At 42.3% G+C, this 15225-nt stretch carries 11 protein-coding genes; all 11 read right to left on the bottom strand.

Annotated elements, in window-relative coordinates; translation table 11 throughout:
• Positions 1 to 54 precede the first annotated feature (54 nt).
• The 11 genes from QR40_RS01850 to QR40_RS01900 all read right to left on the bottom strand — a co-directional run bounded on the left by QR40_RS01850 (position 55) and on the right by QR40_RS01900 (position 15186).
• Positions 55 to 960 carry a LysR family transcriptional regulator gene (locus QR40_RS01850; RefSeq protein WP_044293083.1) on the bottom strand — a complete coding sequence of 302 codons (906 nt, stop codon included), beginning with the start codon at positions 958 to 960 and terminating at the stop codon, positions 55 to 57.
• Positions 961 to 1038: 78 nt separating this feature from the next.
• Positions 1039 to 2355: a Na+/H+ antiporter NhaC family protein gene (locus QR40_RS01855; protein WP_081820213.1), complete on the bottom strand. Its 1317-nt coding sequence runs from the start codon at positions 2353 to 2355 to the stop codon at positions 1039 to 1041.
• A gap of 131 nt (positions 2356 to 2486) precedes the next feature.
• The gene (gene purB / locus QR40_RS01860; protein WP_044293084.1) at positions 2487 to 3920 is read right to left on the bottom strand and encodes an adenylosuccinate lyase; all 1434 of its coding nucleotides are present in this window, start codon (positions 3918 to 3920) and stop codon (positions 2487 to 2489) included.
• A 42-nt stretch (positions 3921 to 3962) separates the two neighbouring features.
• Complete coding sequence (gene purF / locus QR40_RS01865; protein ID WP_044293482.1) at positions 3963 to 5408, bottom strand: amidophosphoribosyltransferase; 1446 nt, start codon at positions 5406 to 5408, stop codon at positions 3963 to 3965.
• 191 nt (positions 5409 to 5599) lie between these two features.
• Positions 5600 to 6304 (bottom strand): phosphoribosylaminoimidazolesuccinocarboxamide synthase, encoded by a 705-nt coding sequence (gene purC / locus QR40_RS01870; protein WP_027293564.1) that lies wholly within the window; start codon positions 6302 to 6304, stop codon positions 5600 to 5602.
• Positions 6305 to 6437: 133 nt separating this feature from the next.
• On the bottom strand, positions 6438 to 7193 hold the full coding sequence (locus QR40_RS01875) for an amino acid ABC transporter ATP-binding protein (protein ID WP_027293563.1): 756 nt from the start codon (positions 7191 to 7193) through the stop codon (positions 6438 to 6440).
• 103 nt (positions 7194 to 7296) lie between these two features.
• Positions 7297 to 7947 carry an amino acid ABC transporter permease gene (locus tag QR40_RS01880; protein WP_044293085.1) on the bottom strand — a complete coding sequence of 217 codons (651 nt, stop codon included), beginning with the start codon at positions 7945 to 7947 and terminating at the stop codon, positions 7297 to 7299.
• Between the two features lie 73 nt (positions 7948 to 8020).
• Positions 8021 to 8944: an amino acid ABC transporter substrate-binding protein gene (locus QR40_RS01885; protein WP_044293086.1), complete on the bottom strand. Its 924-nt coding sequence runs from the start codon at positions 8942 to 8944 to the stop codon at positions 8021 to 8023.
• 698 nt (positions 8945 to 9642) lie between these two features.
• Positions 9643 to 10440: a hypothetical protein gene (locus tag QR40_RS01890; RefSeq protein ID WP_027293559.1), complete on the bottom strand. Its 798-nt coding sequence runs from the start codon at positions 10438 to 10440 to the stop codon at positions 9643 to 9645.
• 15 nt (positions 10441 to 10455) lie between these two features.
• Positions 10456 to 11625, bottom strand: a complete 1170-nt coding sequence (locus tag QR40_RS01895; protein WP_027293558.1) for a DUF5716 family protein — start codon at positions 11623 to 11625, stop codon at positions 10456 to 10458.
• Between the two features lie 12 nt (positions 11626 to 11637).
• Positions 11638 to 15186 (bottom strand): DUF5717 family protein, encoded by a 3549-nt coding sequence (locus QR40_RS01900; protein ID WP_044293088.1) that lies wholly within the window; start codon positions 15184 to 15186, stop codon positions 11638 to 11640.
• Positions 15187 to 15225 lie beyond the last annotated feature (39 nt).

Consider the following 15225-nt stretch of genomic DNA (forward strand, 5'->3'; position numbering starts at 1 on the left):
GTATTAAATCAATGTTACGGATATAGTATACTACTTTTCTTTGCATAAGTAAAATTAATATTGATTATACTTTGTATAACTCCACATTATATCAATCAGGCACTGAGCCGCCACCGACAATGGATTTCTCCGGTCTATTGCCAGGCATATATTTCTCTTTGGAATATCTTTTTTTAATTTTAACTGAAACAATGTTCCGTTTTCGATATACGCACTGGCAAAGTCCTGCATAACTGTAGCCACTCCCAGATTTCTGGCTGCAAACTGAACGATCATATCGCTGGTAGCCAATTCAATTTCCGGATTCAGGACAACTCCGTTTTCCTGCAGAAATTTATCCATATATGCTCTTGTACTGGTCTTTTTCTCCAAACAGATAATAGGGAGACTTTCCAGTTCCTTTAAAGAAATTTCACGCTCTTTTAAATCCATAAATTTGCTGCCTGCCACAAATACATCTGCAATTTCACGTACCGGCCGGATTTCCAGCTCTGTCTTTGCCGGAAGCGGATCCGTTACAACTCCGAAATCTATTTTCCCCTCCTGCATATAGCGCAGGGTTTCCGGAGTCGGTCCGTTTGTTACCGTTAGCTTTACCTTGGGATATGCTTCATGAAACTGCTGAAGGTAAGGCAGAAGATAGAACTGGAGCGTCATATCACTGGCTCCAATCCTTATTTCACCGGTTTCCATATTCTGCATGTCCCGGAGTTTGCGCTCTCCCAACATCATATATTCATATCCTCTGGCAACATAAGAATAGAGCATCTCCCCCGCTGATGTTAACCGCACACCTTTTCCGGTTCTGACAAACAAGGTGATGCCAAGCAGCTTTTCCAGCTGTTTAATCGCCTGGCTGACGGCCGGCTGGGTTATAGAAAGCTCTTCCGCAGCCAGGGTGATTCCTCCAAGTTTTCCAACATAATAAAATATCTTATAATACTCCAAATTTATATTCATGGATGTCCCTGCTTTTCTTACGTATTCATTTCAATGGGTTAACGTGCTTTCTCTGTTTGTGCCTTATCTGTTTGCGCCTTATCTGTTTGTGCCTTTCCTGAAAATGATAAAAATAATTGCACTGATCCCCATCAGTATGGGATAGAAAAGGTATGGCATAATCTGAAACGGTGTGAGTGCCGACAGACTTGCCGCTGACAGCAGCTGCGCTCCATAAGGGATCAGTCCCTGCCCTACCGAAGCAAAGATATCCAGAAGTGAAGCACTTCTTCTGGGTGAAATATTGTATTCCTCGCTGATTTCCTTTGCAATGGGACCTGCCATTACAATTGCTACCGTATTATTTGCGGTACAGGCATCTACTGCTGCTGCCAGGAATGCAATTCCAAATTCTCCGCCCTTCTCACCACGAATACTTCTCTTGATCACGTACAGGATATAATCGATGCCGCCATAGGCCTTTACCAAAGCCACTATACACGCAACAATTAATGAAATTACTGTTATGTCATACATTCCGGTAACACCTTCACCTACCACTTTAAAGATATCACCTATGGGAATTGTTCCGGTACCAACACCTACTGCAAGAGATAATACAATGCCGCTGATTAGCACCACGAATACATTTAATCCAATTAATGCACCGATCAAAACTATGAGATAGGGAGCAACCTTTAGAATATCATATTCCAGATTGCCAAAGTCCTGTTTTCCACCTGTCCCGGAGATAACCAGGAACAGCACCATAGTAATAATTGCAGCGGGAAGTACAATAAAGAAATTCTCCTTGAATTTATCCTTCATTTCACATCCCTGGGTACGTACTGCGGCGATCGTGGTATCGGAAATCATGGATAGGTTGTCCCCAAACATAGCACCGCACACAACTGCACCGATACAGATCGGAAGGGCAATCCCGGTTTTATCACTGATACCCACACCGATTGGCGCCATAGCTGCTATGGTTCCCATGGATGTTCCCATGGAAATAGATATAAAGCAGCCAATTAAAAATAACCCTACAACAGCGATATTGGAAGGCAGAATGGACAAGCCCAGATTCACAGTGCTCTCTACACCGCCTGCCGCTTTAACCGCTCCGGAGAAACCGCCTGCCACCAGAAAAATCAGGCACATGGTAACAATGTTCTCTTCTCCGATTCCTTTTGTAATAACACTGATTTTTTGCGCATACGGCAGTTTACGGTTCTGAGCAAAGGCTACTAACAGAGCAATCAAAAATCCAACGATTGCCGGCATACTGTAAAAATCTCCGGTCACACAGCCCATTCCGATAAATATAACTAAAAACACACCAATAGGCAGAAGTGCCCCCGGGTTTCCTCTTTTATTTTCTGATTGATTTTCTTTTTTATTTTCTTTTACCATCATCTCTTCTCTCCTGTCTTTTGCCCATGTATGTTACAGATTTTCATGGGATCCTCCCAAATAAAATCAATGCTGAAAGAGCCGCCGCACAAGACATATGTACGACGGCCCCTGCGGCATTTCACCTGCTTATATTATACGTTAATTTCTGCTTTCATACCCAGAATTTCTTTATTTTCTTCTAAAACCGGCTTTACATTCTTCGTAAGGAAATTATCTACCTGTAATGGAGCACGTCCAACATATTTAGAAGGATCCATGGTCTTCTTCAATTCTTCCAGAGACATGTTGAATGCAGGATCTGCTGCAATCAGTTCCAACAGATTATTATCCTTTCCTTCCACTTTCACATTCTTACCTGCTTCCATGGAAAGTTCACGGATTCTCTCATGTAATTCCTGTCTGTCACCGCCTGCTTTTACTGCATCCATCATGATGTTTTCCGTTGCCATAAACGGCAGCTCTGACATCAGGCGTTTTTCGATTACTTTTGGATATACCACCAGTCCGTCTACCACGTTCAGGCACAGATCCAGGATACCGTCAACCGCGAGGAATCCCTCCGGAACAGAAAGACGTTTATTAGCAGAGTCATCCAGCGTTCTTTCGAACCACTGAGTCGCAGAGGTAATAGCAGGATTTAAAGCGTCTGCCATTACAAATCTGGATAAAGATGCAATTCGTTCACTTCTCATTGGATTTCTCTTATATGCCATTGCGGATGAACCGATCTGGGTCTTTTCAAATGGCTCTTCTACTTCTTTCAGATGCTGAAGCAGACGGATATCATTGGAAAATTTATGTGCACTTGCAGCGATTCCTGCTAATACATTTACCACCCTGGTATCTACTTTACGGGAATATGTCTGTCCGGATACTGCATAGCATTCACTGAATCCCATTTTTGATGCAATCATAGGATCAATCTTGTCTATTGTTTCCTGATTACCGTCAAAGAGTTCCAGGAAGCTTGCCTGTGTTCCGGTAGTACCCTTGGAGCCAAGAAGTTTCATGGTAGAAATAACATAATCCAGATCTTCTAAATCCAGCATAAATTCCTGCATCCAAAGTGTAGCGCGCTTCCCCACAGTTGTTGGCTGTGCCGGCTGGAAATGCGTAAATGCCAGTGTAGGAAGAGATTTATATTCATTTGCAAAGCTTGCAAGTTCTGCAATTACATTCACTAATTTTCTCTTTACTAGCTTTAGAGCTTCAGTCATTACAATGATATCTGTATTATCCCCAACGTAACAGGATGTTGCTCCCAAATGGATAATCCCCTTTGCTTTCGGGCATTGTACACCGTATGCATACACATGGGACATTACATCATGACGTACTACTTTTTCTCTTTCTTTTGCAACATCATAATTGATATCATCTGCATGAGCTTTTAATTCTTCTATCTGCTCTTGTGTAATATTCAAACCCAGTTCTTTTTCTGTCTCTGCCAATGCAATCCATAATTTTCTCCAGGTGCGGAATTTCATATCCGGAGAAAAAATATACTGCATTTCCCTGCTTGCATAACGTTCCGATAACGGACTTTGATATCTATCTGTACTCATTTTATATCTCCTCTATTATCTGTAGAATTTAAGGGGTATTCCCTATTTCGTGTATTCACCGCGGATGTCTTCTGTCGGCGGTTCCATTGGATATTCGCCTGTAAAACATCCTTTGCAGATGGGGCGGTTGCCAATCATTTCACCCAGGCGTCTGATCGCCAGATAGGCCAGGGAATCTGCTCCGATCACCTGTCTGATCTCCTCGATAGAGCGGTTATAAGCAATCAGCTGTTCTCTTGCCGGTACATCGGTACCAAAATAGCATGGCCATAAAAACGGCGGCGAACTTACTCTTACATGTACTTCGGCCGCTCCTGCTTCTTTCAGCATGCTTACAATCCGGTCGCTTGTAGTACCGCGAACGATGGAATCATCGATCATGACAACTCTTTTTCCTTTTACTGCTTCTTTTAATACGTTTAATTTTACACGGACGCTGGACTCACGGCTGCTCTGCTTTGGCTTAATAAAGGTACGTCCCACATATCCGTTTTTGACAAATGCCGTACCGTATGGAATACCGGACTGAAGAGAATACCCAAGAGCCGCAGCATTGCCTGATTCCGGCACGCCTACTACCAGGTCGGCTTCCACCGGTGAATCGATTGCAAGAAATTTTCCGGCAAGTATTCTGGAATGATAAACGCTGACTCCGTCAATCCTGCTGTCCGGTCTGGCAAAATAAATATATTCAAAAATGCATCTGGCTTCCTGTTCTTCTGGAAGGCACATACTGGTATCCGATTGTATGCCATCTTTCGTAATAGTTACAATTTCACCGGGCAGCACGTCTCTTACAAATTCTGCACCTACCGTATCCAGAGCACAGGTCTCGCTTGCCAGAATGTACGCATGATCTCTTTTACCAATGCACAGGGGTCGAAATCCATAGGGATCCCTTGCTCCCATTAATTTTCTTGGAGACATAACTATTAGGGAATAGGCTCCCTTGATTTTCATCATAGCACGTTTCACAGCTTCTTCTGCCGTTTTTGATTTTACCCGTTCTCTGGCAATATGATACGCGATTACTTCAGAATCGATTGTGGTCTGAAAAATAGCTCCGTCATAAGCCAGCTGGTCGCGAAGTTCCGTCGCATTGATCAGATTGCCATTATGCGCCAGAGCCAGCGTTCCTTTTATATAATTTAATACCAGCGGCTGGGCATTCTCACGCGTGCTGCTGCCCGCTGTTGAATAGCGGACATGTCCAACCCCAATGTCACCTTTCAGATTGTCAAAACTGTCTTCTGTAAATACTTCATTTACCAGTCCCATTCCTTTGTAGGACTGTACCCTGCCTTTTGGACCCTGGGTATCACTTACCGCAATTCCACAGCTTTCCTGTCCTCTGTGCTGCAATGCAAATAATCCATAATAAATGGTGGACGCAACATCGTTTCCATCAAAATCATAGATACCGAATACACCACATTCTTCTTTTAATCCGTCAAACTCTTCCACTTGTTCATGTAAATGATTGTTCATCCGTCTAGCCTTTCTACATGCACCCGTTACCTTGTTACCATATCCCGTTTGAAAAGTCATTCCCGCCGTCTGCACGCCCCGCTTTGCGGCATATCTGCCCCGCATTCAGGTTACATGGTCCGGGGTCTTAAAATACAGTGCTCTTACGAAAATCACAGTGGATGTAATATCCACTGTGTCTTTTGTTTTTCTTATAATCCAAGACGAGAGAAAACTTCGTTGTAAGCTTCTTCTACATTTCCCATGTCTCTTCTGAAACGGTCTTTATCTAATTTTTCATGGGTTGCTGCATCCCAGAGTCTGCAGGTATCCGGTGAAGTTTCATCAGCCAGGATAATCTGTCCATGATATCTTCCGAATTCAATCTTAAAGTCGATTAATTCGATATTTGCTTTTAAGAAATATGCTTTTAACACTTCATTTACTTTCAAAGCATATTTGGAAATTATTTCGATTTCTTCTCTTGTTGCCAGGTTTAATGCGATTGCAAAATAATCATTGATAAGCGGATCGCCTAAATCGTCATTCTTATAACTGAACTCTAAAGTAGGAGCTGAGAATTTCGTTCCTTCCGGTACGCCAAGTCTCTTTGAAAAGCTTCCTGCTGCAACATTTCTAATGATAACTTCTAATGGAACAATCTCTACTTTTTTAACTGCTGTTTCTCTGTCGCTTAACTCTTCAACGAAATGTGTTGGAACGCCTTCTGCTTCGAGAATTTTAAAAACATGATTGGTCATACGGTTATTAACAACACCTTTACCAACGATAGTACCCTTTTTTAAGCCATTAAATGCTGTCGCATCATCTTTGTAGTCTACAATTAATACATCCGGATCTTCCGTTGTGTAAACTTTTTTTGCTTTTCCTTCATAGAGTAATTCTCTTTTTTCCATTTTGAATCCACCTATCCTTCTTCATATAGTTATCAGTATCATGACCAGAATCGACCGATCACCTACAAAATTATATAACATTGTAATTTATAAAGCAAGAATAATTCTCTAAAATACGACACGCATTTACATTTTAGTGGAATTTGCCCAAAAACTCCTGAGTTCTTGCATTGTCTGAGCGAAATAATTCCTCAGGTTTTCCCTGTTCCACTATCACGCCGCCTTCCATGAAGATAATATGGTCTGCCACATTCTTTGCAAAATTCATTTCATGGGTAACAATGACCATGGTCATATGTTCTGCCGCAAGATCTTTAATGACTTTGAGGATTTCTCCTGTCAGCTCCGGATCCAGTGCGGATGTTGGTTCGTCGAAAAATAAAACCTTTGGATTCAGCGCCAGTGCCCTTGCAATAGACACACGCTGCTGCTGTCCCCCGGATAACTGAAAAGGATATGCCTCTTCTTTTTCGGATAATCCCATCTTGGCAAGCAGTTCTTTTGCTTCTTTTTTCACCTGTTCTTTATCCCGTTTCTGTACTCTGACAGGTGCATCCATCACATTTTTCAGAACATTAAAATGCGGAAATAAGTTGAAATTCTGGAATACCAGTCCAAAGTTCTGCTGAATCTTCTTCAGCTGGTCTGCCTTTGCGTAAACTGCTTTTCCGTCCGGTCCCGTAGTAACCGCTTTTTCCCCCAGATAAGAAAGCTCACCGGAGTCCATGGTTTCCAACAGGGTTGCACATCGCAAAAGCGTGGATTTACCGGAGCCGGAAGGACCTATAATTGCCACCACTTCTCCCTGTTTTACGGTAAGTGAAATATCTTTCAGAACTTCCAGATTTTCAAATTTCTTCTCTATGTTATGAATTTCCAAATAATTCATCTGACATACCTTTGCCGCAGAAATACCTGCAGCACTGCCCGTTTGCGTAAGGATCGAATCCTTGCGGGCATTCCTTTCTATTCTTAATTTTCTTATGGTATATTTATCGGTAATAATTCATTTTCTTCTCTGCCTTCTCCATCAGAAATGCTACAATGAAGTTAAAAATGTAATAGAAGATACCAGCCGCCACCAGGGGCATCACGTTTGTACTGGATGATGAGAGTGCCTTGGCAACCGTAAACATCTCTGATACAGCAATTACCATTGCCAGGGAAGTATCTTTAACCAATGTAATCACTTCATTTGTAATAGACGGAAGAATTCTCTTAATAACCTGCGGCAGTATAATGGTAAAAAAGGTCTGCACTTTACTATAACCCAGAAGCTTTGCCGCCTCGTACTGTCCAACGGGCATTGACTCGATGCCGCTTCTGTATATCTCAGCAAAATATGCAGCATAATTCAGTGCAAATCCAATAATAACTGCTATAAAACGGTATGATGCCTGTATCTTTATGCCGAACAGGTAATATGGTCCAAAATAAACCACCATAAGCTGCAGCATCAGCGGTGTTCCGCGCATGATTGATATGTAAATTTTTGCAATATTTCGAATGACACCGTTCTTCGACATCCGGCCAAATGTAATTACCAGTCCGAGCGGTATGGAAAACAATAGGGTCAGTCCAAATATTGCAACAGACGTCAGCATTCCCTCCGATAATTTTGTTAACATCATTGCATAATCCATGTTTGCTTCCTCCATTTTGTATCAATCGCAAAAGAGAGGGGAATCTTCCCCTCTGATTGTTTTGCGTCTTTATTTATTTTCCTATAATTGTAATATCCTTGCCAAACCATTCATTGGAAATCTTAGCAAGCGTTCCATCTGCTGCCATTTCTTCTAAAGCTTTCTGAACAGCATCTTTTAATGCGTCGTTTCCTTTTTTGAATCCGATTCCATATTCTTCTGCTGCAATTGCTTCATCCAGCACTTTGAAATCTGCATCTCTTTTTTGGATCTGATAGCTTGCTACTACATTGTCCATTGCAATTGCATCCACTGCTCCGGATTCCAGATCCATAAATGCGGTATTATAATCCGCTACTGTAATTAACTGTCCAAAGCTGCCTGAGAGATCCGGTTTGTCATTTAATGCCGCCTGGGCACTGGAATCTGTCTGCACATCTACTACTTTGCCGGCAAGATCTGTTAACGCTTCAATCCCTGAATCTGCTTTTACGACAATTACCTGATCATTTTTCATATATGGATCAGACCATGTATAATCATCTTCACGTCCATTCATGGTAAATCCATTCCAGATACAATCAATTGTTCCGGAATTTAATTCCATATCCTTGGCATCCCATGCAATGGGCTGATAATTTATTTCTTTACCCATACGCTTTGCAACCTCAGCTGCTGTAGCCAGGTCAAATCCTGTAAATTCACCGTCATCTCCCACAAATCCCATTGGTGGGAAATCCTGGTCGAATCCTACGGTAAAGGTGCCTCCTTCTGCTGCTCCATCTGCAGATGCCGCATCCGTTGTCTTTGCTTCCGTAGTACCCGCCTCAGATGCCGCTTCTGTCGTTGCTGCTTCGGAAGATGCTGCCTCTGTTGTTTTGGAAGTTCCACTCTCAGCCGCCGCCTTTGTCTCACCTGTACCGGATGAGCCGCATCCTGACATCATAGCTGCTGCTAAAGCAGCCCCTAACATAACGCTTAAGATTTTCTTTTTCATAATAACAATTCCTCCATTTTATACCAAACGCTTTTTATATTTACCGAGTGATCACTCTACTCTGGTAAATCAGTAAAATCATACTAACATAAAATGATATCACTGTCAATTGTGAAAATATACCGTTCCGGAACGGACAGTTTGTATGCGGGCTGCTGTTACGAATAAAATTGGGTTTTGCTGATTATGGGACGCTTTGTAGATAGATGTAGTGTGCGGAAAGAGAAGGGGGCAAACTTCCATCTTCTTTTACACAAACAGTCAAAACAAACTGCGCAGCATCCAATAAAGAACAGCCCGTCACAACCCAAGGGTCTCCACCAGGCTGAGAAAACCAGCTTTGTGGCGGCAACCTGAATCTCGGAAAGATGGGAGTGGGAAACTGGTATGGACGGAGGAAGCGTAGAGCAGAGCTGAGTATTTACTTACCTTTTCGAAGTGTTTTTTGGCGGATAGTATTCGACTGGCTCCCATCGGATACTAAGCGGGCACTGAACCGAGAAATGCATCAGGATTTCTCGGTGAATGCCCGCGTGCCGCCAAAAAGCGCTTCGGAAAGGTTAGAAAATACCAGTTCTGCGGCCAGCTAACGGAGTCCATACAAGTTTTCCACACCCATCTTTCTGTTGCACCATCTCCATCTACAAAGCGTCCCTTAATCAGCTAAACCCAAATTCAAGAAATTGTTCGCTGTAGTACTAAGAACAAGTACTTTTATGATACTGCGCTTTTAATTTCTCCACAATTTCCTCCGGCTCCATCCCTTTCAGGCTCCTTGCCAGATCACTGTCTTCTGCTTCTTTACAAATCTGCGCATTCCTCTTTTGAAGCTCCGCTACCATGATCTTATCCGCCTTGACTTCTTCAAGACGTTTTTCGTATGCTTCCTGAGACAGATAAAGCGGCAGAAGGGAAAGATACTTCTGGAACGTATCTTTTGATTTCACAATGCCGTAGGACTGCCACAGGCAGTTTGCTGCTTCTTCAAATAAAAAGAGTTTTGCATATGCGCCTGCCATATTGCAGAGTATGGAAGCGTAGAACTGAATTCCAAGATTTCCCGGATTGCGGTCTTTCAGTATCTGATAATATTCTTGTATCCCATTGATATACATCCCATATTCCACAAGGTAATCGGCTTTCATCTTTCTTCTTAAATCGTCGGGCTGGATTTCAATTTTTGAAATTTCCTCCTGTATCTGCTGAAACTCCTGATGGGAAAGATATCCAATTTCCTTGAAAATAGGAAGAATAAAGTTTCCGATACTCTCGTCTTTATCTAACTGCTGGTAGAGCTTCCGGTAAAGCTTATCAAGCCCCAGTTCATCCCTTATCCAGTCACACAGTTTTTCGTTGATAATCGTATTATCAATAAGATAAATATTTTGCTGAAGATAATAGCACAGTTCTTCGATAGAATAAATATTCGTACTGATACTCTCGATATAATATGGATTTTTCGCCTTTTTTATCTGGCATAATACGTATCCGCTCAATGCTTTATCTCCTTTCTATACATCTATAATCTCTTCCCAGGTCTTCCCTGAGGAAGGGAACAGTCCTCCAAATCCAAGATCCCGTATAAAGACTTTACACTTATGAACTGACTGAAAAGATATGTTAACTTCAAGTCTGGTTGTCTTATTCGGCCGTACCGGAAGCCCTTCCAGCAAAATGCTGTGAGTTCTGGCGGGACTGGAATCGATGGGTTTGAAGTAAAGGATTAATTCATCCGTGTCATCCAGAATCAGTTCGTAAGTATGATATGCCTCATACCAGTCCATACCTGCATTAAGGCAGAGATAGTAATTATCTTTTCCCCGGATCAGCATCTGCATTCCCACATTGACTTCCACCATATCTTCACCGACATACAAAAAGTCTCCGATATTGCCAATCCCTTTTCTCTGCATGGCTCCATAGCAGGCTCCTTTTGTATAGAGATTCCTGCCCTGAAAAGCATGTCTTCTGTTATTACAGAGATATTGAAGGGAACGTACCGCCCAGGTTTTATCAAAATTATCACCAATGAGATAGGTGGACGAGAAAATCTTATTTGCAAATATCTTCTGTATCAGACCAAGAAAAAGACGATCTCTTTCCAAATCCCAATCCGTATCTTTTTTTCCTCTTCTGACTTTTTTGTCAAGGGAAAGCTGCGCCATTTTAGTAACCCGTACCAGTGCCGGCCTGGTCTTATAATCTATATCCAGTTCAAATGCAGTAATTTTAGAATCTTCGTATTCAAACAACGCAACTTTATAATTCCAGAGTTCTTTTTTCTGGTTCAGGGTAAAGTAGAAAAAACTTTCCCGGTAATCCTGGAGAAACACATGGCTTCTCTCTATCCCCAGCATGGCAAGGGAAGATGGAATTGCACTCACCCAGGGTTCTTCCATTTTTTCCATTGTAACCATAATGCTGATATCTTTTGCCGGTTCCTCTGTTCCCAGCATGTCAAAGCACTCCTTAAAAAAATTACTTAAAAGGACATCTCCCAGCTCCTTTTTCCCCTCCACCAGAGGGAAGATGTCCCTGGGGGTGGGAATCAGGTATTTTTCCTGTCCCTCCTCCGTGCTGATCGTAATCGGATCTGAAATTTTGTGGTTATAAAATGTAATCAGCGAAAAATTTCTGCCTAGATCAAATCCGACAATGACCTCATTTATTTCGTTAATCATAGGTGCCTCCATCTAATTTGTGTAACCGCCGAATAAACGGCCGATAAAATAATTCTGCTCTATATAAGTCTGCTTATTGTCTTCTACCGCCTGTTTATTACCAGTTTGTATCGCTTCCATCATATGGTTAATCAAATCATACTGGCTGTTTCCTTCCGGTTTTGACTTTTTGGTATAATAAATGGTCTGATCTTCTGTTGTAATCGTCTGGTTATCCAATTCCTCCACCAGATGCCAGGTCAGTTCATCTCCATAAAACAGCGTAAATTCTTTCACAAAGATACCTTCGTACATATTCTTCATCGGTTCTGTTTTAAATCCATTTTCTTCCCCGCCCAAACGGTAATGGAGCACAACTCTGGACTTTGGATTGGCGCGATATTCCACATAGGTTTTATCAGATAGCTGGTATGGCCTTGTGAAGGCATCCGGCAGTTCCTCAAAAAATGCAAAACGGAGTCCCTCATAGGAGATATCTTCCATCATACGGTTAATTACAGTTTCCTGCCCATCCGTCAGATCCGGCTTTTCCGCATAGTTTCTTAAGAGCGCCAATTCACATATGCGTTCCGGAACCTGCTGCTTCACAGCCAGACGCTCAATATAGTCGAATACCGGCTGGGCAACCTGCTTTTCTTTTACAAAATAGTTATAAGCACTCAGGATAACGTATGCCAGGCAGATTTGCTTTTTCCCCATCTTTTTGCGGTATGAATCGAAAATCTCTTCCGTATCTTCCGACCCTACTCTCATAAACAGTACAAATATCAGGATCTTCTCTTCCATTTCAAATCCATCCAGCCCAAATTCCCTGCCTGCTTTCCAGATGTTTTTCATAATCTCAATCGGACCATCATAATACATCAGAAGGTAGGCTAAGATTGTCTCATCGTATTTTTGGCTGGCAAAACAATAAGCGCACAGGAACAGCAGCATGTCATCCGTCCCATATTCCTTTTCCAGAATCGTTCTGCTGCACAGGCGGACCAGCTGAATCAGATCTATATTTTCCGGGCCATAGATACTCACAAGTCCGAATGCCTCCTGGCACATGCCTTCCTCTGTCAGAAGCTCAATTAATTTCTTTTTGTCAGTTTTCACAAACTCATGGTAATCAATCCTGTGAAGATACTCATAGCGCTGCTCAGCGGCAGGATTCTCATAATAATACTCCAGAATCTTACACCTGAGCTGTTCTTTATAAGTCTCCCTGATCTCTTCAATTTCCAACAGCCTTCCATAGCTGTCCGCATTTTCTGCTGTTATGAGAATTTCTTTGGAATCCAGATAACAGCTGTTTAGTACAAGGCCCGCATTATCCGGACAAAGTTCTCTGCAATATTCCCGAAAAGCCGGTCGATCCATCAATTTTGTCAATGTATATGGAATCTCTGAAGCATACCGGTTACCCTCTTCGTCTTCAAACAAGATCCGGTAATCCCCGGTATACAGTTGAACATAAGCTTTTCCATCCTGAATAACAGATCGTATCTCATTCTTTAACTGGCTGTGAATTACAATTACTGACTTCATGCGGGCAATATCACACTTTAATTCATAAGTAAAAATTGCTCTGGCAAGACCATCCGCCATCCGTTTATTCATAATCGCTTTTGTCAGAAAGGTATCGTAAATCAACGCAAGATCCCTGCTGATTCTGCCCAGTGCCAGCTGGTCAACCATAAACCGCTCCATAGCAGGGCGGTAACTCTTGTAGGTCTCCGGATCTTTACTGTGATTTCTGATTACATTGGCATACACAAAAGCCTTTTTATTGTAGCTCAAAGTATTATTATAGGCAAAATACATCCGCACCATCTGAGGCAGGATTCTATCCGTATCATCCTCCATCGTTTCAATATAATATTCGTATAGTCCTGTCAGGCGCAGTTCATATTCCACCCCTTTTGCGTACCATTTGAAATACTTCTTTTCTGTTTTATGCCCCTTGATTAAGAGACTGCAAACCGCCGTTATGATGCTCTTAACCGGATACTTCTCATAGCAGTAAGTCAGCACTGCGAAAAGTCCTTCGTTAAATTCCCGGTGACGCAGGGTTAGTTCTGCCGCCTGCTCAGCGATTTCCCGGTTCATAACTTCTTCCTTGCACACAAAACGAAGAAGCTGGATTTCAAAGTCATCCAGACGCTTTAATATCAGGGGTTCCTTCTGAAGAATCTGTACACCTTCCACATACATAACCGGACTTGTACATCCGCAGATATACTGATCCCGCACCGCTGACATCCGATCCAGAGGACCACAGACAGAAGGTTCCTGCAGATAAAGAAGAATCCACTGAAGCATCCAGTTTTCCTTATTCTGCAGATATAGTTCATACACTTTCTCTTCTATATAATCAATATATTTCGTATCCCGGTTATAAAATGTAGTGAGATAAAGGTAATAGCCCTCCAGTTCCGGCCTGTCTATCCTGTCTTTATGATTCTCGATCTCTTCCAATGCCATACATGCATCTACCATCCGCTCTCTTGCGAAAAGAAGCTGCACCTGATAAAGTTCGAAAAATACATGGTTTCCTCCCGCGTTGCGGTAATCCCCCAGCGCCCTCTCGGATACATCCAGCCATTCCCCCAGCTTTTTCCGCTTTAGCCGAAAGTCCATATAAGCGGACATCATCCTGGCAACCGCCCGATGCTGCTTATATCCCTTCCTTTCCCCGGAACCTTTTACCGCCTTAAATGCCTCGATTTCAAAAACAAGTGTTTCGTATCCGGAAGAGAGGGTAATCCTTCCAAAATTTTTCCCGCCATGGAGTTTTTCCAAATCGATCACATATTCCAGTGAATACGTACTTCCCACGAACTCATCCGTGGTAACCGTTTCATGATCAATTGTTATAAAATCTGCATCTGCCTGTATATCCAAACGCAAAAATCCCCAGCTGTCCTTGGTAAGTGTCAACACTTCTTTCGTAGACTGGGTCATAACAGGAAAACTTCTGGACAACTCAGACATATGCAGTTTTACCGGTTTTTTCTTTCCACAGCCAACCAGAAACTCTTCCAGACTGCGATAGCTGAAATTCTGTCCACGGATGCCTTCATAGAGCGATGCAAAGGAGGGCGTCCATTTGGGCAGCATATGATAAAACTCGGATGATATAAAAAGCACATATGCTTTCTGGAAATCTTCTTTTGCCAAAGCCGTAAATTCATCCAGACTCTTATATGCCACTGCCAGTTCCTGCTCCTTAGAATACTCTATCTCTAAACGAAATGGAATACGATACTCTCCCAGATTGGAGCAAATCGTAAAGGCGCCTTCTAATACCTCGCCTTCTTCCATTCCTGTCGTATCGATCTCATATACAATTTTTTCATTGTTTCCAAAAAAATCAGATGGCTCATAGGCAACTCTTGCGCTGGAAGAATAGATGAATCCCTTCATCTTCTTTTCTTCCGGATTGCCGATCTCAAAACTGCCCCTGTATGACTCTCCCTTTTTGACCAATACCCTGATTTCATCAACAGAAATGTTCATCGTGGGAGCTTTATATTCAAAAATACCATTTAGTAATTGTTCAATTCTTCTTTTCAAAGGAATCACCTGCACTTTATTTAATCTATGAAGAGTATA

The organism is Robinsoniella peoriensis, from assembly GCF_000797495.1.
Taxonomy (GTDB): domain Bacteria; phylum Bacillota; class Clostridia; order Lachnospirales; family Lachnospiraceae; genus Robinsoniella; species Robinsoniella peoriensis.